The organism is Pseudomonas sp. UBA1879 (assembly GCF_002338065.1).
Taxonomy (GTDB): Bacteria; Pseudomonadota; Gammaproteobacteria; order Pseudomonadales; family Pseudomonadaceae; genus Aquipseudomonas.
Genome location: NZ_DDHJ01000001.1, coordinates 68,968 through 89,347, shown reverse-complemented (window position 1 = coordinate 89,347; position 20,380 = coordinate 68,968). Strand labels below are relative to the sequence as shown.

The 20,380-nt window shown below is 60.0% G+C and carries 21 protein-coding genes; 3 read left to right on the top strand and 18 right to left on the bottom strand.

Features of this window, described 5'->3' with window-relative positions; genetic code table 11:
* Positions 1 to 27: 27 nt before the first annotated feature.
* The 3 genes from xseA to leuA all read left to right on the top strand — a co-directional run bounded on the left by xseA (position 28) and on the right by leuA (position 4,367).
* Entirely contained in the window at positions 28 to 1,407 is a 1,380-nt protein-coding gene (gene xseA, locus B3N48_RS00440) for an exodeoxyribonuclease VII large subunit (RefSeq protein ID WP_296178812.1), read from the top strand.
* 3 nt (positions 1,408 to 1,410) lie between these two features.
* Positions 1,411 to 2,253 (top strand): peptidoglycan DD-metalloendopeptidase family protein, encoded by an 843-nt coding sequence (locus B3N48_RS00435; protein WP_296178285.1) that lies wholly within the window; start codon positions 1,411 to 1,413, stop codon positions 2,251 to 2,253.
* Positions 2,254 to 2,681: 428 nt separating this feature from the next.
* Positions 2,682 to 4,367 carry a 2-isopropylmalate synthase gene (gene leuA / locus B3N48_RS00430; RefSeq protein WP_296178282.1) on the top strand — a complete coding sequence of 562 codons (1,686 nt, stop codon included), beginning with the start codon at positions 2,682 to 2,684 and terminating at the stop codon, positions 4,365 to 4,367.
* Positions 4,368 to 4,488: 121 nt separating this feature from the next.
* On the opposite strand, the gene B3N48_RS00425 is transcribed toward leuA, so the two are convergent.
* From B3N48_RS00425 to iscU, 18 genes are all read right to left on the bottom strand, one after another.
* Positions 4,489 to 4,893, bottom strand: a complete 405-nt coding sequence (locus tag B3N48_RS00425; RefSeq protein WP_296178279.1) for a hypothetical protein — start codon at positions 4,891 to 4,893, stop codon at positions 4,489 to 4,491.
* A 117-nt stretch (positions 4,894 to 5,010) separates the two neighbouring features.
* Positions 5,011 to 5,802, bottom strand: a complete 792-nt coding sequence (locus B3N48_RS00420; protein WP_296178277.1) for an amidohydrolase — start codon at positions 5,800 to 5,802, stop codon at positions 5,011 to 5,013.
* Positions 5,790 to 6,938: a pyridoxal phosphate-dependent aminotransferase gene (locus tag B3N48_RS00415; protein WP_296178274.1), complete on the bottom strand. Its 1,149-nt coding sequence runs from the start codon at positions 6,936 to 6,938 to the stop codon at positions 5,790 to 5,792. Before B3N48_RS00415 ends, B3N48_RS00420 begins: the two co-directional genes overlap by 13 nt.
* Positions 6,939 to 7,168: 230 nt before the next feature.
* Positions 7,169 to 8,638: a ribosome biogenesis GTPase Der gene (gene der, locus B3N48_RS00410; protein WP_296178271.1), complete on the bottom strand. Its 1,470-nt coding sequence runs from the start codon at positions 8,636 to 8,638 to the stop codon at positions 7,169 to 7,171.
* A 150-nt stretch (positions 8,639 to 8,788) separates the two neighbouring features.
* Positions 8,789 to 9,940, bottom strand: a complete 1,152-nt coding sequence (gene bamB / locus B3N48_RS00405) for an outer membrane protein assembly factor BamB (protein ID WP_296178269.1) — start codon at positions 9,938 to 9,940, stop codon at positions 8,789 to 8,791.
* On the bottom strand, positions 9,933 to 10,574 hold the full coding sequence (locus B3N48_RS00400) for a YfgM family protein (RefSeq protein ID WP_296178267.1): 642 nt from the start codon (positions 10,572 to 10,574) through the stop codon (positions 9,933 to 9,935). Before B3N48_RS00400 ends, bamB begins: the two co-directional genes overlap by 8 nt.
* A 45-nt stretch (positions 10,575 to 10,619) precedes the next feature.
* Complete coding sequence (hisS, locus tag B3N48_RS00395) at positions 10,620 to 11,909, bottom strand: histidine--tRNA ligase (protein ID WP_296178264.1); 1,290 nt, start codon at positions 11,907 to 11,909, stop codon at positions 10,620 to 10,622.
* 21 nt (positions 11,910 to 11,930) lie between these two features.
* Positions 11,931 to 13,040 carry a flavodoxin-dependent (E)-4-hydroxy-3-methylbut-2-enyl-diphosphate synthase gene (ispG, locus tag B3N48_RS00390; protein ID WP_296178261.1) on the bottom strand — a complete coding sequence of 370 codons (1,110 nt, stop codon included), beginning with the start codon at positions 13,038 to 13,040 and terminating at the stop codon, positions 11,931 to 11,933.
* Between the two features lie 3 nt (positions 13,041 to 13,043).
* The gene (locus B3N48_RS00385; protein ID WP_296178258.1) at positions 13,044 to 14,078 is read right to left on the bottom strand and encodes a RodZ domain-containing protein; all 1,035 of its coding nucleotides are present in this window, start codon (positions 14,076 to 14,078) and stop codon (positions 13,044 to 13,046) included.
* Positions 14,078 to 14,836: a type IV pilus biogenesis/stability protein PilW gene (gene pilW, locus B3N48_RS00380; RefSeq protein WP_296178256.1), complete on the bottom strand. Its 759-nt coding sequence runs from the start codon at positions 14,834 to 14,836 to the stop codon at positions 14,078 to 14,080. Before pilW ends, B3N48_RS00385 begins: the two co-directional genes overlap by 1 nt.
* 26 nt (positions 14,837 to 14,862) lie before the next feature.
* The gene (gene rlmN, locus B3N48_RS00375) at positions 14,863 to 16,011 is read right to left on the bottom strand and encodes a 23S rRNA (adenine(2503)-C(2))-methyltransferase RlmN (RefSeq protein ID WP_296178253.1); all 1,149 of its coding nucleotides are present in this window, start codon (positions 16,009 to 16,011) and stop codon (positions 14,863 to 14,865) included.
* 27 nt (positions 16,012 to 16,038) lie between these two features.
* Positions 16,039 to 16,464 (bottom strand): nucleoside-diphosphate kinase, encoded by a 426-nt coding sequence (gene ndk / locus B3N48_RS00370; RefSeq protein WP_120125639.1) that lies wholly within the window; start codon positions 16,462 to 16,464, stop codon positions 16,039 to 16,041.
* A gap of 90 nt (positions 16,465 to 16,554) precedes the next feature.
* Positions 16,555 to 16,755, bottom strand: coding sequence for a Fe-S cluster assembly protein IscX (iscX, locus tag B3N48_RS00365; protein WP_296178241.1), 201 nt, complete (start codon positions 16,753 to 16,755; stop codon positions 16,555 to 16,557).
* A gap of 13 nt (positions 16,756 to 16,768) precedes the next feature.
* Positions 16,769 to 17,110: an ISC system 2Fe-2S type ferredoxin gene (gene fdx / locus B3N48_RS00360; RefSeq protein ID WP_296178239.1), complete on the bottom strand. Its 342-nt coding sequence runs from the start codon at positions 17,108 to 17,110 to the stop codon at positions 16,769 to 16,771.
* A 3-nt stretch (positions 17,111 to 17,113) separates the two neighbouring features.
* Entirely contained in the window at positions 17,114 to 18,976 is a 1,863-nt protein-coding gene (gene hscA / locus B3N48_RS00355; protein WP_296178236.1) for a Fe-S protein assembly chaperone HscA, read from the bottom strand.
* A 46-nt stretch (positions 18,977 to 19,022) separates the two neighbouring features.
* Positions 19,023 to 19,541: a co-chaperone HscB gene (hscB, locus tag B3N48_RS00350; protein ID WP_296178234.1), complete on the bottom strand. Its 519-nt coding sequence runs from the start codon at positions 19,539 to 19,541 to the stop codon at positions 19,023 to 19,025.
* Positions 19,542 to 19,549: 8 nt separating this feature from the next.
* Positions 19,550 to 19,873: an iron-sulfur cluster assembly protein IscA gene (iscA, locus tag B3N48_RS00345; RefSeq protein WP_296178232.1), complete on the bottom strand. Its 324-nt coding sequence runs from the start codon at positions 19,871 to 19,873 to the stop codon at positions 19,550 to 19,552.
* Between the two features lie 35 nt (positions 19,874 to 19,908).
* Positions 19,909 to 20,295, bottom strand: coding sequence for a Fe-S cluster assembly scaffold IscU (iscU, locus tag B3N48_RS00340; RefSeq protein WP_296178230.1), 387 nt, complete (start codon positions 20,293 to 20,295; stop codon positions 19,909 to 19,911).
* Positions 20,296 to 20,380: the final 85 nt, after the last annotated feature.

Genomic DNA, 20,380 nt, shown 5'->3' with positions numbered 1-20,380 from the left:
GGCCTCGTTGCCTTTATCATGCCCGCCATGATCAAAGACCCCTTCGCAAGACTCGGCCTTGACCGGGAAGTCCTCACTGTCAGCCAACTCAACGGCCGCGCCCGCGTGCTGCTGGAAGATGTGTTCTCGAACATCTGGGTCGAGGGGGAGATTTCCAACCTGTCTCGCCCGGCGTCCGGCCATGTGTATTTCACCCTCAAGGACACCGGCGCTCAGGTGCGATGCGCGCTGTTTCGCAGTAACGCTGCACGGGTGCGTCAGGCGCTGAAAGACGGGCTGGCCGTCAAGGTGCGGGGCAAGGTCTCGCTGTTCGAAGGCCGTGGCGATTATCAGTTGATTCTCGATACCGTCGAGCCTGCTGGTGATGGCGCGTTGCGTCTGGCCTTCGACGCATTGAAAGAAAAGCTCAACGCCGAAGGTCTGTTCAGCGCCGAGCGCAAGGTCGCCCTGCCCTTGCACCCGCAACGCATCGGCATCGTCAGTTCGCCGACGGGCGCAGTGATTCGCGACATCATCAGCGTGTTCCGCCGTCGTGCCCCGCAAGTCGAATTGACCCTGATCCCCACGGCTGTGCAAGGACGCGAGGCGATCAATCAGATCGTGCGGGCCTTGAAACTGGCGGACGCCCGGGGCTTTGACGCGCTGATCCTGGCCCGGGGCGGCGGCTCGCTTGAAGACTTGTGGTGCTTCAACGAGGAGGCCGTGGCCCGCGCCATCGACGCCTGCGTAACGCCCATCGTCAGTGCCGTCGGCCATGAAACCGATGTGTCGATCAGCGACTTCGTGGCTGACGTGCGCGCCCCGACGCCTTCGGCCGCCGCCGAGCTGTTGGCCCCGGACTCCAGCGACCTGCATCGCCGGGTCGAGAACCTGCAACGCCGGCTCGTCACGCGCATGCGTGATCGCTTGATGCGTGAACAGTTGCGGCTGGACGGCATTTCCCGCCGCCTGCGTCACCCCGGCGAGCGCCTGCGCCAGCGTGCCCAACGGCTGGACGATCTGGACATGCGCCTGCGTCGCGCCTTCGAGCAACAGATGCACAAGCGCCAGGTGCGCATGAGTCATCTGGAGAGCCGACTGGCTACGCAACACCCCGGCCGCACCCTGGCGTTTTTACGTCAGCGTCTCGACGTGCTGGCCGAGCGCCTGCCCCGAGCGATCCGGGAAAACCTCAAGACACGCCGCTTGCAGTTGCAAAGTCAGGTGCAGACACTGAACGTCGTCAGCCCTTTGGCCACCCTTGGGCGCGGCTACAGCATCTTACTCGACGAGCGCGGCAAAGCGATTCGTGCCGCCGAGCAGACGCATACCGGACAACGCCTCACTGCGAAACTGGCCGAGGGCGAACTGCACGTCCGGGTCGAAGACAATCACCTGACGCCCGTCACCCTTTCTCTTCTGGATTGATCGATGCTGCCTTTTATCTCTCGTTCCCTGGCAGGCGCTGCGTTTGCTTTGTGTCTCGCCCTTCCTGCCCACGCCGACAGCTACCTCTCGCGGCTGCTGAACAAACCGGTCCCGGGCGGCGTTGCGGTGGTGGACCTGGGCCTTGCAGCACAGGCACCGAAAGCCACGTGGCAGGGCAAACCGGTGCTAGTGGTCAAGGATCAGGACGCGCGCTGGCTGGCGATCGTCGGCATCCCGCTGACCATCAAACCTGGCACCTCGCAGCAGGTGAGCAGCGGCGGTCGCAACTTGCCATTCACGGTCGGCAGCAAGAAATACCCGGAACAGCACATCACGCTAAAGAATCAGCGGCAGGTAAACCCAAACCCCGATGACCTGAAACGCATCGAGCAGGAGTTGGACGTGCAGGTGCGCGCCTATCGCACTTTCAGCCCCGTGACGCCGAGCAATCTGCTGCTGGACAAACCGGTCGATGGCCCGCTGTCGAGCAAATTTGGCGTACGGCGCTTCTTCAATGGCGAAGAGCGCAATCCTCATGCGGGCCTGGACTTCGCTGTGCCCGCCGGGACGCCGATCAAGTCGCCGGCCGCCGGCAAAGTGATCCTCATCGGCAATTACTTCTTTAACGGCAACACGGTGTTCGTCGATCACGGTCAAGGCTTCATCAGCATGTTCTGTCACATGTCGAAGATCGACGTGAAAGTCGGCGACGCCGTGCCCCGTGGCGGCGTGGTGGGCCGCGTCGGCTCGACAGGCCGCGCCACCGGACCGCACATGCACTGGAACGTCAGCCTGAACGACGCGCGGGTCGATCCAGCGATTTTCATTAACGCGTTCCAGCCCTAGACGCGCCTTTCAGCTGTAGGAGTGAGCTTGCTCGCGATACCAACATTGCCGCAGCGACTCGGTGCCTGACGCCACGCTATCGCGAGCAAGCTCACGCCTACAGTTGACCCCGGTTGCACGATCCAAAACGGGCCAGCAATAAAATCTTGAAAGCATGTAGCAATCCGTCAAAAAATAGCTGCACAGCGCTGCTTTTGAGATTCCCTCTCAATTTTTCCCAACTGCTTGCCACCTTTCACCCCATTGGTTACGGTTGGGCACATGAAAACCTCTCAAACCCTCATTCTGTTGCGTCAACACCGCTGCCTCAGCCTCGTCAGTGCACGACTGCCAAGCTGAAACCGCGGTGCCTCGACCTGTCATCTGTTTCTCTTATCAATCGGCTGGCCGCCTTCTTTCGGCCCTGAGTCCACAAAGGATTACTTTTCATGACCATGCTCAAAGATCCCTCGAAGAAGTACCGCGCGTTTCCTGTCATTGACTTGCCTGATCGCACATGGCCTTCCAAGACCATCACCGAGGTGCCGATCTGGTGCAGCTCTGACCTGCGCGACGGTAACCAATCGCTGATCGAGCCCATGGATTCGGTCAAAAAGCTGCGCTTCTGGGAAACCCTCGTGCAAGTAGGCGTGAAGGAAATCGAAGCCTCGTTCCCAGCGGCATCGCAGACCGATTTCGACTTCGTGCGCACGCTGATCGAAGAAGGCCACATCCCGGACGACACCACCATTCAAGTGCTGACCCAAGGCCGCGAAGACCTGATCGCCCGCACGTTCGAATCCCTGCGCGGTGCCAAGAAGGCCATCGTGCACCTGTATAACGCGACCTCTCCATCGTTCCGCCGGATCGTGTTCAACCAGGACAAGGACGGCATCAAGGCCATCGCGGTCAATGCTGCCAAGCTGTTCGTCAAATACGCCGCTCAGCAGCCCGAGACCCAGTGGCAGTTCGAATACTCGCCGGAAACCTTCAGCGCCACAGAGCTGGACTTCGCCAAGGAAGTCTGCGACGCGGTGGTCGAAGTGTGGAACGCCACGCCTCAGAACAAGGTGATTCTGAACCTGCCGGCCACCGTCGAAGTCGCCACTCCGAACATCTACGCCGACCAGATCGAATGGTTTTGCCGCAACATCAATCGTCGTGACAGCGTGATCATCAGCCTGCACACCCACAATGACCGTGGCACGGGCGTGGCCGCCACTGAACTGGGCCTGATGGCGGGTGCTGACCGTGTCGAAGGGTGCCTGTTCGGCAACGGCGAGCGTACCGGTAACGTCGACCTGGTGACCGTTGCCCTCAACATGTACACCCAAGGTCTGAACCCGCAGCTGGACTTTTCCGACATCGATGGCGTGCGTAAAGTCGTCGAAGAGTGCAATCAGATCCCGGTTCATCCCCGCCACCCGTACGTGGGCGACCTCGTACACACCGCGTTCTCTGGCTCGCACCAGGATGCTATTCGCAAGGGCTTCACTCAGCAGAAAGACGATGCGCTGTGGGAAGTGCCTTACCTGCCGATCGACCCGGCGGACATTGGCCGCAGCTACGAAGCCGTCATTCGTGTGAACAGCCAGTCCGGCAAAGGCGGCATCACGTACCTGCTGGAACAGGAATACGGCATCTCCCTGCCACGTCGCATGCAGATCGAATTCAGCCAGGTGGTTCAGGGCGAGACCGACCGCCTGGGCCTGGAAATGACCGCGCAGCAGATCTACGCGCTGTTCAAAACTGAATACCTGCAAGCCAACAAGCCGTACGCGCTGGTCAGCCATCGCCTCCAGGAAGAAAACGGTCACAGCGCCGTAGAAGTCGAAGTCACTGGCAAGGGTGATGGCGAAAGCAATCTGCACTGGAAAGGCCGTGGTAACGGCGCGCTGGAAGCGCTGGTGGCGGGTCTGCCGGTCAAGGCGGAAATCATGGACTACAACGAGCACGCCATCGGCGCCGGCACCACGGCAAAAGCCGCTGCTTATATCGAACTGCGGGTGAATGGCGAGCGCGCGGTCCACGGCGTGGGCATCGACGAAAACATCACCACCGCCAGCTTCAAGGCCCTGTTCAGCGCGCTGAACCGTGCGTTGATCCAGGCGGAAGGCGCGGCGCAAGCGGCGTGATGCCAGTGAATCGGTAACGGTCATCCTGTGGAGGCGGATGAGTTCGCTCCCACAGCGTTTTCCGATTACAAAAAAAGGCCCTGACGCTCGCGCTCAGGGCCTTTTCGTTTGTGGTGCTTTATCAGGCCGTAGTGCTGACCGTGCCCTTCATCAATTCCAGCAACGCGGCTTGCTGCGCGGTCAACTGCGCCATGGTTCCAGATATCTGCTGCTGGATAGCCATCACCTGCGCCGCTTTTTCCTGCTCCGGCGCTTTGCTGTTCGCGGCACTTGAGAGCTGTTGTTGCTGCTGCTGAAGGATCCTTTGGGTCTCTTTGATCTGCTCCTGGAGCTGCTTGATCATCTGCTCGCGAGGGGACATCGGTGGCTCGCTGCTGCCCGCTTTCTGACCGGGCTCGGTGTAGACGTTGCCGCGCAGACTCACGCTGGCATTGGCTGCATCGCTCTTGGTGGACTGATCGCCTTTGAGCGTGACCGACAGGGGGTTGGCGTAGGCACTCAGCGCACTGGTATTGATGGTGGTCATGGTGAACTCCTGTTCTGTGCACGTTGTATCGGCCACGTTATACAGAACTGAAGTGCGCACTTTCCCGCACAAGACCGAGGTCACAGAACGCGGTCGTGCGCGAGAGGCACTGGGGCATCAACGTATTTCGAATGTATCGGCGTCGAGATACGCCGGGAATTTCTCGCGGTAAGCTGCCAGCCCCTCGGCCGACAGGCTGACATGAAACACGCCGTCGGCCTCGCCAATGTTCAGCAGGCTCTCGCCCTGGAAGTCCAGCACTTGGCTGTCGCCGGTGTAGGCAAAGCCCTTGCCGTCAGTGCCTACACGATTCACCGCCGCGACATAGCACAAATTCTCGATGGCCCGTGCGGGCAATAACCTGTTCCAGTGCTGGCGCCGGGCCCCCGGCCAGTTGGCCGTGTAGAGCAGCAGGTCGGTGTCTTGAGCGCTGCGGCTCCACACAGGAAACCGCAGGTCGTAACAAATCAGCGGGCGAATGCGCCAGCCCTTGAGCTCGAACTGCACCTGACGTTCCCCAGGGCTGTAGTGCTCGTGCTCCCCCGCCATGCGGAACAGGTGGCGCTTGTCGTAGTGCAACAACTCGCCGTCCGGACGGGCCCAGAGCAAGCGATTGCGATGCGTGCCGTCCTCGGCGCGGACGATGATACTGCCAGTCACGACGGCATCCAGACGCTTGGCCTGCTCCAGCAGCCAATGCGCAGTAATGCCGGCCTCCGGTTCAGCCAGCGTTTCCGATTCCATCGTGAAGCCGGTGGTGAACATCTCGGGCAGAATCACCAGATCAGCGCCCTTCGCCTGGGTCAGCAACTCGTCGAAGTGCGCGAGGTTCGCCTGACAGTCGTGCCAGACCAGCGTGGTTTGGACCAGCGCCAGATTGAGGTTCGGCAATAAACTCAGATCGCGCATAGTTTCTCCGCCGCCAGACGTAGCGTCTCCTCTCGCTTGGGGAAGCACAGACGAATCAGGCGCTGACCCTCGGGTGGATTCTGATAGAACACGGAAGGCGGAATACTCGCCACGCCATGCTCACGGGTCATCCACAGCGACATGTCCACATCGTTCAGATCCGGACGGATGCGCGAATAATCGACCAATTGAAAATATGTTCCGGCGGCACGGGTGAACGTAAAGCGCGAACCCTCCAGACGGTCACAGAAAAAGTCTCGCTTGGCCTGATAGAACGCTGGCAGCTCCTCGACGTGCTCAGGGCAGGCGGCCATGAAATCGGCCAACGCCCACTGCAACGGCGTCACGCCGCAGAAGCCGACGAACTGGTGGATCTTGCGCATCTCGGCGGTCAACGCAGGCGGGGCAACCAGATAGCCGGTTTTCCAGCCCGTGACGTGATACGTCTTGCCGAAGGAACTGACCACGAACGCCCGCGCATAGAGTTCGTCGTGGGCCAATACGCTGGCATGCTTCACGCCGTCGAACACCAGATGTTCGTACACCTCGTCGCTGACCAGATAAATATCACGGTCGCGAATGAGTGCCGCCAACTGATCGAGTTCAGCGCGGGTGATCAGCGCGCCGCTCGGGTTGTGCGGGGTATTGATAATGATCATGCGCGTCTTGGGGCTAAGCGCTGCGGTGAGCTGGTCCCAGTCGATGGAGAAGTCATCCCCCTTGAGCTGTACGTGGACGCAGCGGCCCCCGGCCAGCTCCACCGATGGCTCATAGCTGTCGTAGCTCGGGTCGAACACGATGACTTCGTCGCCGGCACGAACGACGGTCTGAATGGCGCAGAAAATGGCATGGGTCGCGCCGGGTGTGATGGTCACCTCGGTGTCGACATTGACGTCGCGGCCGTAAGAGCGGGCGATCTTGGCTGCAACCTGTTGCCGTAACGCCGGCAGGCCTGCCATCGGCGCATATTGATTGAAGCCGTCCATGGTGCGGCGACAAAGGGCTTCACGCAGCGCGTCTGGCCCATCGAAATCGGGAAAACCCTGAGAAAGATTGATCGCCCCGGTGTCAGCTGCAAGCTGGGACATCACGGTGAAAATGGTGGTGCCAACGTTCGGCAATTTGCTGGTGATCATAGGGTGTTCCTGCTCCACACCCGGCTCCAGGATGGCTGGGGAAACCGCAGAATAGCCCATGTCAGCGCAACAAAAAAAGCCGCTTTTTTTGGCGAAGTGGATGCTGGTGAACGCTCGCATTCCTGTGGGAGCGAGCACGCTCGCGAAGAGGGCCATACATCCGCCAGATTTTCAGCGGCCGGTAGCCTGACTTCGTGAGCACGCTCACTCCCACAGGGTTCAGACGACAGTCAGCGCTTGTCTTTGCGCTTTTTCTCGGCTTTCTTGTGGTGCGACATCAAGCGACGCTTCTTGTTGACCTGGCGGTCGGTCAGCGTGTTTTTGTTGCCTTCGTACGGGTTTTCGCCGCCCTTGAACTCGATGCGGATCGGCGTACCGACCAGCTTGAGCACTCGGCGGTAGGTGTTTTCCAGATAACGCACATACGACTTGGGTACGCGCTCGACCTGGTTGCCGTGGATCACGATGATCGGCGGGTTAGCGCCGCCCAAGTGAGCGTAACGCAGCTTGATGCGGCGGCTGTTGACCATCGGCGGCTGGTGTTCGGTGACAGCGTCTTCGAGGATCTGCGTCAGACGGCTGGTCGGCCAGCGGGTGACCGCTGACTTGAATGAGTTCTGCACCGACTGGTACAGGTTACCGACACCCGTGCCGTGCAGCGCGGAGATGAAGTGGATGTCCGCGAAGTCGACGAAGAACAACCGGCGTTCCAGCTCGGTTTTCACGTAGTCGCGCTCGCTGGGCACCATGCCATCCCACTTGTTCAGAGCGATGACCAGTGCGCGACCGGCTTCCAGCGCGAAGCCCAGCAGGTTCAGGTCGTGATCGACCACCCCTTCACGGGCGTCCATGACGAAGATCACCACGTTGGCGTCCTTGATCGCCTGCAGAGTTTTCACCACGGAGAATTTTTCGACTTCTTCGTGGATCTTCCCGCGCTTGCGCACGCCCGCCGTGTCGATCAGCGTGTACTTCTCGTCGTTGCGCTCAAAGGGGATGTAGATGCTGTCGCGGGTGGTACCGGGCTGATCGTAAACGATGACCCGGTCTTCACCGAGCATGCGGTTGACCAGCGTTGATTTACCGACGTTCGGACGGCCAATGATGGCGATCTTGATCCCGTCTTTCTCGCTCGGGCCGGGAATCCGCTTGGCTTCCTCGCCTTCGGCAACGTCTTCCTCTTCGCCTTCTTCGACTTCGTCAGCATCTTTAGGAAATTCGCGCAGGGCGATGTCCAGCATCTGCGTGATGCCACGACCATGGGCGCCTGCAATCGGGATCGCATCGCCCATACCCAGCGGCGCGAACTCGGCGCGGGCCATGTCAGGGTCGATGTTGTCGACCTTGTTGGCGATCACGTACGAGGTCTTGTTGCGCTTGCGCAGGTGTTCGCCAATCATCTGGTCGGCAGCGGTAAAACCTGCCTTGGCGTCCACCAGAAACAGCACGACATCGGCTTCTTCGATGGCCAGCAGCGACTGCTCGGCCATCTTTTCGTCCATGCCGTGTTCATCACCGGAAATACCGCCGGTGTCGATCACGATGTAGGTGCGCCCTTGCCACTTGGCCTCGCCGTACTGGCGATCACGGGTCAGACCGGACAAGTCGCCGACGATGGCGTCGCGACTACGGGTCAGGCGGTTGAACAAGGTGGACTTGCCGACGTTCGGTCGACCCACCAGGGCGATTACGGGAACCATGCGGCTCTCCACTTCGTTATTTCAGAAAATACAAAAGCCGCTGCAGGGCAGCGGCCGGAGTTCGGAGCGGCATTCAACACGCCGCAAGCCCCGCCTATGCAGGGCCGCCAGAGGAAAGCCGCCGTGCGGCCCCTCTAGCATAGACAGCCACTACTTGATCGTCAGGGCTTCCAGCTTGCCGCTGTTGCCAAAGACGTAAATAGTGTTGCCGGAGACCAACGGACGCGCCCGCAGACCGTCGCTGTCGATCTTTTCACGGCCGACGAAATGACCGTCAACCTGGCTGAGCAAATGCAGATAGCCTTCCATGTCGCCAACGGCCACGTAACTGGAGAACACTTCCGGAGAGCCCAGTTGGCGACGGGCCAGTGAGTCGTTGCTCCACAGCGCCGTGGAAGAGCGCTCATCGACGCCCTCAACGGTGCCATTGGCCAGCGACACGTAAACGCTGCCGAAGCCTTGCGCCACACCCGAGTAGCTGGAGGCATCACGCTGCCACAGCACACGGCCGCTTTGCAGTTCCAGACCCGCAACGCGACCTTGATACGTCGCCACGTACAGCGTGCTGCCGTTCAACAGCAGACCGCCGTCGATGTCGACCACGCGATCCAGCTCGGAGCGACCTGCTGGAATGGCTACGCGCTGCTCCCAGACCGGCACACCGTTGGTGGTGTCGAGGGCCACGACCTTACCGGTCGAGAGGCCGGCAACCGCCAGCTGGTTGGTCACGATCGGCGCACCGGTGCCACGCAGGGTCAGCACGGCGGGACTGCTTTCGTAGATCCAGCGCTGATTGCCTGTCGCGGCATCGTAACCGATGACCTTGTCGTCTTGAGTCTGAGCGACGACCACGTCGCCGTTGGTGGCCGGAGCCGACAGCACTTCGCTGGTGGCCTTGGCTTTCCATTTCTGCTCGCCGGTGGATTCGTCGAGGACGATCACTTCGCCACGCAGCGTGCCGACCATGACCAGGCCAGACCCTACGCCGACAGCGCCGGAAACAGGCTGCTCGAGCTCTTTCTTCCAGACCACGTCGCCGTTGCTGCGATTGATCGCCATGATCAGACCATTGGCGTCGGCAGCGTAGATGTTCTCGCCATCGATGGCCGGAACCAGCATGTTGTAGATGTCGCCTTGACCATCACCCACCGAACGGCTCCACACCTTCTGCAAAACCACTTCTTCTTTGAAGTCCGTCAGCTCGGCCGGAGGCAATTCCTTTTTGCTGTTGCTGCTGCAACCCGCGGCCACAACGGCCAGAGCCAGCAATGCTGCATGTTTCCAACGAATCACGTCACGCATCCCCTTTCGCCAGATCGTCGAGCTTCATTTGCAGGCCACCCACTGCCGATTGCTCGGACAGCGCAGCCTTGGCTTTCTTGTATGCAGCGTACGCATCGTCGGTACGACCCAGCTGTACCAGCAGGTCGCCACGCAATTCTTCACGGCTGGCTTCGAAGGACTTGTCGACCTGACCGTCGAGCAGCTTCAGCGCCTCTTCCGCCTTGTTCTGAGCCGCGTAGACGCGAGCCAGACGCTGACGGGCAATTTCGCCAAGGGTCGGGTTAACCGGCTTGTCGTTGACGGCTTTCAGTTCATTGGCCGCATCGTCCAGCTTGCCGGTATCGACCGCCACCTTGGCCACGAACAGGCTTCCGTACTGAGCGTAGGCTGTGCCGCCGAAATCGCTTTTCAGCTTACCGGCGATGGCCGCCACCTGACCGGGATCGGCCTGGCCGCTTGGAGTCAAAGCAGTTTCCAGCAATTGCTGGTACAACGCCGAAGCACCTTGTGCCTGATTGTTCTGATAGCGATGCCAGGCCTGCCAGCCCAACACCACGATCACCGCAAGCAGACCGCCGGTAACCAGGGGCTTGCCGTTACGCTGCCACCAGTCCTTTACCGCCGCCAGCTGTTCATCATCGGTATTCGACACCCCATTACTCCTATTCGCGTCGCTCAATCGGCCACTTATTTAGCTTCAAACCTGCGGAACGCAGGCGGCCAGGTGCTCGGAAAGAGCATCCCAGGCAATATTTTGTTGTTCGCCCTGTCCACGCAGAGGCTTGACGCCCACTTCCTTGCGCGCCAGCTCTTCATCACCCAGGATCAGCGCATACAGCGCGCCGCTCTTATCGGCCTTCTTGAACTGGCTCTTGAAGCTGCCAGCGCCAGCATTGACCTGCAAACGCAGCGTCGGCGCCTGATCGCGCAGACGTTCGGACAACGCCAATGCCGCCAGTTCAGCCGCCTCGCCGAATGCACAGACATAAACGTCAATGGTGCGGGAGATTTCCTGGGGGACTTTATCCAGGGTTTCCAGCAACAGCACCAGACGTTCGATGCCCATGGCGAAACCGACGCCGGTGGTTGGCTTGCCGCCCATCTGCTCGACCAGACCATCGTAGCGGCCTCCCGCGCAAACGGTACCCTGAGCACCCAGTTGATCGGTGACCCACTCGAAAACAGTCTTGCTGTAGTAATCGAGACCACGGACCAACTTCGGGTTGATCACATAAGGAATGCCGACAGCGTCCAGGCGAGCCTTCAAGCCCTCGAAGTGAACGCGCGATTCTTCGTCCAGGTAATCCGCCAGTTTCGGGGCATCCCCTAGAACCGTCTGAGTTTCAGGGTTCTTGGTGTCCAGGACGCGCAGCGGGTTGGTTTTCAGACGGCGTTGGCTGTCTTCATCCAGTTGGTCGTGGCGAGCCGACAGGTATTCGACCAGCGCCTCACGATAACGCCCGCGCGCTTCACTGGTGCCCAGACTGTTGAGTTCGAGCTTCACGGCACTGCGAATACCCAGCAATTCCCACAGGCGCCAGGTCAGCACGATCAGTTCGGCGTCAATGTCCGGACCGTCCAGGTTGAACACTTCCAGGCCGATTTGGTGGAACTGCCGATAGCGGCCTTTCTGTGGACGTTCGTGGCGGAACATCGGGCCGATGTACCAGAGTTTCTGCACCTGGCCGCCGCCAGTGATGCCATGTTCCAGCACGGCGCGTACACAGGCCGCCGTGCCTTCGGGGCGCAGGGTCAGGGAATCGCCATTACGGTCTTCGAAGGTGTACATCTCCTTCTCGACGATGTCGGTGACTTCGCCAATGGAGCGTTTGAACAGGTCGGTGAACTCGACGATGGGCATGCGGATCTGGCGATAACCGTAGTTATCCAGCAAACGCGATACGGTGCCCTCGAAATAGCGCCACAGCGGCGTCTGGTCCGGCAGGATGTCGTTCATGCCACGAATGGCTTGCAGGGACTTACTCACAAAAATTCCTTGAAAAGGGGATTAGCCACGAACGATCAACGCTGCGTCGGCCTCGACCTTCTCGGCCGCTTTCTGGCGGATCAAGCGTTCAAGCTCTTCCACCAGATTGTCATTGGTCAGCTTTTGCGACGGTTTGCCGTCGATGTAAATCAGGTTAGGCGTGCCGCCCGTCAGGCCGACATGGGCCTCCTTGGCTTCACCCGGGCCGTTCACCACGCAGCCGATCACCGCTACATCCAGCGGAACCAGCAGGTCCTCGAGGCGCCCTTCCAGCTCGTTCATGGTCTTGACCACATCGAAGTTCTGCCGCGAGCAGCTCGGACAAGCGATGAAGTTGATACCACGGGAACGCAGGTGCAGCGACTTGAGGATGTCGTAGCCGACTTTGACTTCTTCGACAGGATCGGCAGCGAGCGAGATACGGATGGTATCGCCAATTCCTTCGGCCAGCAGCATACCTAGGCCGACGGCCGATTTCACCGTGCCTGAACGCAAACCACCCGCTTCAGTGATCCCGAGGTGCAAGGGTTGGACGATTTGCTTGGCCAGCAGGCGATAGGCCTCTACGGCCATGAACACATCGGACGCCTTGACGCTGACCTTGAAGTCCTGGAAATCGAGGCGATCAAGGTGTTCGACGTGGCGCAATGCCGATTCCACCAGCGCCGCCGGAGTCGGCTCGCCGTACTTCTTCTGCAGGTCTTTTTCGAGGGAACCGGCGTTGACGCCGATCCGGATCGGAATGCCGCGATCACGGGCGGCATCGACCACCGCACGCACGCGATCTTCGCGACCAATATTGCCGGGGTTGATGCGCAGGCAATCGACACCCAGTTCGGCCACGCGCAGGGCGATTTTGTAGTCGAAATGGATATCGGCCACCAGCGGCACTTTCACCAGCTGCTTGATACGCCCGAACGCTTCGGCAGCGTCCATGTCAGGAACGGACACACGAACGATGTCTACGCCCGCGGCTTCCAGACGATTGATCTGGGCAACCGTCGCGGCCACATCGTTAGTGTCGCTGTTGGTCATGCTTTGTACCGCGATCGGCGCATCACCGCCAACCGGCACGGAGCCGACCCAGATTTTACGAGATTCGCGACGCTTGATCGGAGATTCGCCGTGCATGACTTATTGCCCCAGCTTCATGCGAGCCGTCTGGCCCGAGGTAAAAGGTGTGACGTCTACCGGCTGACCGTTGTAGCTGACCTGTGCAGCACGGGCCACGCCAAGACGGACCGCCAATGGCGGCTTGCCGCTAACGTTGACGCTGTCGCCCGAGTGCTTGAGGCCGCTGGTCAGCACCTTGCCGTTCGCGTCGGTGATCTGGAACCAGCAGTCGGCCGTGAACTGCAACTGCACTTGGCCGAAACCGGCTGGCGTCGGCGCGGCTTCCGTCGGCGTCGACGCTGGTGCTGGCGCGGGGACGGCCGCTGTTGCGGGTGTGGCGGGTGTGCCAGGGCTCGGAGCGGTGTGCGCGGAAGCAGCAGGCGTCGCAGACGTGCCGTGGACCGGATTGGCAGGGGTGACAGGTGCGCTGGCTGTCGCCCCGGGCGCGGTCGGCGCAGCGGAGGTCGTCGGCGCGGTCGTGGACGCATCCATATTGTTCAGTGGCAGTGGTGCTGTATTGCTCTGCCCTTCTGCGACCGCCTGGTCTTCAGGCTCGTCCAGCGGGTGAATCTGCGTCGTGCCATCGGCGCTTTCGACCTCGACGTGCTCCAGCCCCAGACTGGTTGGCTCTTTCCCGCGCAAGGTTGCCTGATCCTGCCACCAGACAAAACCGCCGCCTATCAGCGCGACCAGCAGCAACAGGCTGACGATGCGCAGGATGTTGTGGGACAGGCGAACAGGTTCCTCGATACGCCCCAAGGCATGAACGTTGCTGCCTTTGCCGTCGGTTCCGGTGTATTGGTCGAACTGTGCGACCAGAGCGGCCTGATCCAGGCCCATCAGTTTGGCGTAGGCGCGTATATAGCCCCGCGCGAAGGTATGGCCCGGAAGCTTGTCAAAATCGCCGGACTCCACATAACCGAGGGAAGTCGCGGTGAGGTTCAACCTCAAAGCCACATCTGGCAGCGACCAGTTTTTACTCTCGCGAGCCTGGCGCAAGGTTTCACCAGGGTTCGTACGAGTGGCTGCTACAACTTCGGGATGCGCCGCTTTCATCATTGCTCCGACAGGTATTGCTGATATTCCGGCGTACCGGGATAGAGTCTTTTGAGTTGCAGGCCATAACTGGCTGCCTTGTTGCGATCGTCATAGATCTTCGCCAGGCGGGTACCCAGCAACAGGCTACGTGCATTCTGCTCGCTCAGCTGGCTGAAACGGTCGTAGTAATCACGCGCTGGCACATAATGCCTGTCTTCGTAAGACAACTCAGCCATTTCCAGCAAAGCGCGCGGTTGCTGGGCGTCGAGGCGGAGGGCCTTGGTAAATTCGTCGACGGCCTGGTCCCGATTGCCGAGCATCACCGAGGTCATGCCCAGATTCTCGAATACCCTGGCGCGCTCGGCATAGAGGTTGTCATCGGCCGCCTGCTGGAAACGCTCATAGGCGTCCTTGTAGCGCTTCTGCTGGTAAAGAAAACTGCCGTAGTTATTGAGGATGCGCGCATCCTTGGGGCGAGCGGACAACGCTTTCTTGTAGTACTGATCGGCAAGCTCGGGTTCCGCTTCGGCCTGAAACACCAGGCCCAGCGCTGCGTTGGCGTCAGCATCTGAGTTGTCCAGCTCCAGGGCCTTTTTCAGCGGCGCCTTGGCGCGCTCCATCTGGCCCTGCTGCAGATAACCCAGTCCCAACTGCACATACGCCTGACGAGCATCTTCACGTCCCTTGCCGGTACTCAGCGGATCGACGTTGCCAGTGGAAACACAACCCGCCAGGAGCGTGACAAAACACAGCAGCAGCGCAGCGCGCAGGGACATAGAGATCCTCTCAGTCAATTTCGCAGTCAGGTGCGAGCCGCAGCGACCTGAGCCCCTTCGGTCTCGGCACTGAGCTCGCGCACAGCGATGTAACGTTCGCTGCGGCGAGTGCGGTCCATTACCTGCCCGACCAGTTGGCCACAGGCAGCATCGATGTCCTCACCACGCGTGGTCCGCACAGTGACGTTGAATCCAGCGTGGTGCAGCAGATCCTGAAAACGCCGGATCGCGTTATTGCTCGGGCGCTCATAGCCCGAATGCGGGAACGGGTTGAACGGAATCAGGTTGATCTTGCACGGCGTGTCCTTGAGCAGCTCGATCATCTCGACAGCGTGCTCAGGCTTGTCGTTGACGTCCTTGAGCAAGGTGTATTCGATGGTCAACACGCGCTTCTCGCCCAGTGCCGACATATAGTTGCGGCAGGATTCGAGCAGCATTTTCAACGGGTACTTCTTGTTGATCGGCACCAACTGGTTGCGCAGCGCGTCGTTGGGCGCGTGCAGCGAAAGGGCCAGTGAGACGTCGATGTGCTTGGCCAGCTCATCGATCATCGGAACCACGCCGGAGGTCGACAGCGTCACCCGGCGTTTGGAGATGCCATAGCCAAAGTCATCCATCATCAGATGCATGGCCGCTATGACATTGTCGAAGTTCAGCAATGGCTCACCCATGCCCATCATCACCACGTTGGTGATGGCACGGTCGACCGTAGCCGGGACACTGCCGAAGGATTTATTGGCAATCCACACCTGACCGATAACTTCGGCGGCGGTGAGGTTGCTGTTGAAGCCTTGCTTACCCGTGGAGCAGAAACTGCAATCCAGCGCGCAGCCCGCCTGGGAGGAGACACACAAAGTGCCGCGCTTGCCCTGGGGAATGTAAACAGTCTCGACGCAGCTGCCGGACGCCACGCGAACGACCCACTTGCGGGTGCCGTCGCTGGAAATGTCCTCGCTGACGACTTCGGGACCCCGAATTTCGGCACGACGCTCGAGCTTTTCGCGCAACGCCTTGCCGACATTCGTCATGGCTTCGAAATTGTCGACGCCATAGTGGTGAATCCACTTCATGACCTGACCGGCGCGGAAGCGTTTCTCCCCGATGGACTCGAAGAATTTTTCCATTTCCTGAAGGGTCAGCCCCAACAGGTTGATTTTGCCAGTCGTATCAGTCATGGATTCACCCTCACTCGAAGCAGCAGCTTAGCGAGTGGTTACCTCGGTAGCAGCGAAGAAGTAAGCGATTTCGCGAGCCGCAGCAGCTTCGGAGTCCGAACCGTGAACGGCGTTGGCGTCAATGGATTCTGCGAAGTCAGCACGGATGGTGCCGGCAGCGGCTTCTTTAGGGTTGGTAGCGCCCATCAGCTCGCGGTTTTTCAGGATGGCGTTTTCGCCTTCCAGCACTTGAACGACAACCGGACCGGACGTCATGAAAGCCACCAGGTCGCCGAAGAAACCACGGGCGCTGTGCTCAGCGTAGAAACCTTCTGCTTCGGCCTTGGACAGTTGCTTCAGTTTCGAAGCGACGACGCGCAGACCGGCTTTTTCGAAGCGGGTGGTGATCTCGCCGATTACATTTTTAGCAACAGCATCAGGCTTGATGATCGAGAAAGTACGTTGAACAGCCATGGTGTAACTCCAGAAACAGTGATTATTGCGAAAAATTAAACCCGCGAATTATACGCGGGTTCTGGTGTATTGCCTAACGGGCAGAGATGATCAGTCTATTTCATCTGCCCAAAGGGTCTGGACGGCTTCCAGTACCTTCTCGCCGACCCTGCCCGATGTGTTGTCGAAATCGGGCAGTTGCTGGATCATCTGTTGCAGTCTGACGAAGCCTACCGAGTACGGATCAAGCCCCGGGTGGGTCTCGGCCAGCTCTTCGGCAATGCGTTGCACGTCATTCCAACCGTAGCTCATGACAATCTCTCCGTCAGTGCGGCGCTTCGGCGGCATGGTTAAGCGAATATTTCGGGATCTCGACGGTCAGGTCTTCGGTGCCGACCTTGGCCTGACAGGCCAGTCGCGATGTCGCTTCCAGGCCCCATGCACGATCCAGGTAGTCCTCTTCCAGCTCGTCGGCTTCTTCCAGCGAATTGAAGCCCTGACGAATGATGCAATGGCACGTGGTGCAGGCGCACACACCGCCACACGCACTTTCCATCTCGATATGGTGGTCATGAGCCAACTCGAGGATCGACGTGCCAGTCTCTGCCTCGACCACCAGCCCGTCCGGGCAAAACTCCGCGTGCGGCAGAAAAATCACCTGTGGCATCAGTTATTCCTCAATCTCATTCAGGTTGCGTCCCGACAAGGCGGCTTTCACCGTCGAGTCCAGGCGGCGAGCAGCGAAGGCATCGGTTACCTGCGACAAACGCTTGGTCTGCTGCTCGATAGCCGCCCCGTCGGTGCCTTTGATCAGTTCGCGAAGTTCATCGACCTGCATGTCGATGACCATGCGCTCTTCGGCGTCCAGCAAACGCTCACCATCAGCCTGCAGCGCGCCTTCGACAGCCTCGACCAGGCGCTGGGCGTCGACTTGCTGCTCGCGCAGTACTCGGGCGACCTTGTCATCGCCGGCGTACTGGAACGAATCCTTGAGCATGCGGGTGATTTCACTATCGGTCAGGCCGTAGGAAGGCTTGACCTGAATGCTCGATTCCACGCCTGACGCCAACTCGCGAGCGGAAACGCTCAGCAGACCATCGGCATCGACCTGGAAGGTGACACGAATTTTCGCCGCGCCAGCGACCATGGCTGGAATGCCACGCAAGTCAAAGCGCGCCAGCGAACGGCAGTCACTGATCAACTCACGCTCACCCTGGAGCACGTGAATCATCATCGCGGACTGGCCGTCTTTATAGGTAGTGAACTCCTGCGCGCGAGCCACCGGGATAGTGGTGTTGCGCGGGATGACCTTTTCCATCAGGCCGCCCATGGTCTCGAGACCGAGGGACAGTGGAATCACGTCCAGCAGCAGCAATTCGCCGCCGTCACGCTTGTTGCCTGCCAAGGTATCAGCCTGAATCGCTGCACCAATGGCAACCACTTGGTCCGGGTCGATTTCCGTCAGCGGTTGACGACCGAACAATTCGGCAACTGCATCACGAACACGCGGTACGCGAGTGGAACCGCCGACCATGACCACCGCTTCCACTTCATCCAGCTCGATGCCGCAGTCACGCACGGCACGACGGCAGGCCTTGAGGCTGCGGGCGATCATGGGTTCGATCAGCGCATCGAAGGTGGCGCGGGTCAGCACCCCTGTCCAGGCGCCATGCACGACATCGACCGCGTCGGTATCGGTGAGGGCTTCCTTGGCAGCGCAGGCGGTCTGCATCAGGCTGCGCTGGGCGGAAGGGTCGAGGTCGTCGGACAAACCGGCTTCGGCGATGATCCAGCTGGCAATCGCGTGGTCGAAATCGTCGCCGCCCAGCGCACTGTCCCCGCCCGTGGCCATGACTTCGAAAACGCCGCCGGTCAGTCGCAGGATCGAGATATCGAACGTGCCGCCGCCAAGGTCGTAGATCGCGACCACGCCTTCGGCATTTTGGTCAAGACCGTAGGCCACCGCTGCTGCCGTTGGCTCATTGAGCAGGCGCAATACGGTAAGGCCCGCCAGCTTGGCGGCGTCCTTGGTGGCTTGGCGTTGCGCGTCGTCAAAATAGGCAGGCACGGTGATCACCGCCCCCACCAGCTCGCCGCCCAACGTCGCTTCGGCGCGCTGGCGTAGCACTTTGAGGATGTCAGCCGAGATTTCGACAGGGCTTTTCGCGCCTTGAACGGTCTCAATGAACGGCATGTGCGACTCGCCGCCGATGAAGCGGTAAGGCAGCTGCTCACCCAAATGCTTCACGTCAGCAATGCCACGCCCCATGAGGCGCTTGACCGAGATGATGGTGTTCAGGGGATCCGTCGCGGCAGCGTCCTTCGCGGACTGGCCGACCTCCACGCGATCGGCGTGATAACGCACGGCCGACGGCAGAATGACCTGCCCGTTCTGATCAGGGAGCGGCTCACTGATGCCACTGCGCAGGGCAGCGACCAGCGAGTTGGTGGTGCCGAGATCGATCCCGACGGCCAGACGACGCTGATGAGGTTTTGGACTTTGGCCGGGTTCGGCGATCTGCAGTAGAGCCATTACTTTTCTGATATCACTGGCGCGCCGCCCAAAAGGCGGCGCGGGGTTAATCGTCGAGGCGCTCTTCCAGCTGGCGCACTTCGTAGGAGAGCTTGTCGAGGAATTGCATGCGGCGCATCAGGCGCTCGGCCTGTTCGCGCTGCGCAGCGTCGTCCCAACAGGCCGCGAAGCTTTCGTTCAGTTCTTCCTGCGCCACTTTGAGCCGACGCTTGAACGTCGCCACGCCAGTCAGATCCGCTTCTTCTTGCAAGTCTTCGAGCTCTTCGCGCCATTGCATCTGCTGCATCAGGAACTCAGGGTCGTGCACGGTGACTTCCAGCGGCACTTCGCCTTTGAGCGCCAACAGATAACGCGCCCGTTTCGGCGCGCTTTTCAGCGTCTGATAGGCGTCGTTCAAACTCGCCGAGCGCTCCAGCGCAACACGCTGCTCTGCCTCGGAGGCGTCGGCGAAGCGGTCGGGGTGCACGCTACGGGCAAGCTCACGATAGCGCGTGGCCAACGCGTCGAGATCCAGGCGAAAACCCGGCTGCAGATCGAATAAAGCGAAATGACAAGGAGTACCCACGATAAGCCTCAGACGTTGAAGCTTTCGCCGCAGCCACATTCACCGCGCGAGTTGGGATTGTTGAACTTGAAACCTTCGTTCAACCCCTCCTTGACGAAATCGAGCTCAGTCCCGTCGAGATAAACCAGGCTCTTGGGATCAATGATCACCTTGACGCCGTGGTGCTCGAAAACGGTGTCTTCGCTTTCCGGTTCGTCGACGAACTCAAGTACGTACGCAAGGCCGGAACAGCCTGTGGTGCGGACGCCCAGACGAATGCCATCACCCTTGCCGCGCCCATCGAGGGAACGACGTACGTGATTGGCGGCCGCTTCGGTCATGCTGATAGCCATCGTGACTCCTTACTTGCAAGCGGGATGGTGACTGCTCAGAGCAGGCCTTTCTTCTGCTTGTAATCCTGAACAGCGGCCTTGATGGCATCTTCAGCGAGTACCGAGCAGTGAATCTTCACCGGCGGGAGCGCCAATTCTTCAGCCAGCTGAGTGTTCTTGATGGTCTCCGCTTCTGCCAGTGTTTTGCCCTTCATCCACTCGGTTGCAAGGGAGCTGGAAGCGATGGCCGAACCGCAGCCGTAAGTCTTGAACTTGGCGTCTTCGATGATGCCCTGCTCGTTGACCTTGATTTGCAGACGCATGACGTCACCGCACGCTGGAGCGCCGACCATGCCGGTACCCACATCAGGATCTTCCGCGTTCATCTTGCCGACGTTGCGCGGGTTCTCGTAGTGGTCGATGACCTTTTCGCTGTAAGCCATGATTCGTTCCTCATCAGATACGTCTGTCGCTCTCGCGACGCTTCAAAAATGTTTTCAAAGCGCCGCATTCATGTGGCGACTTTGA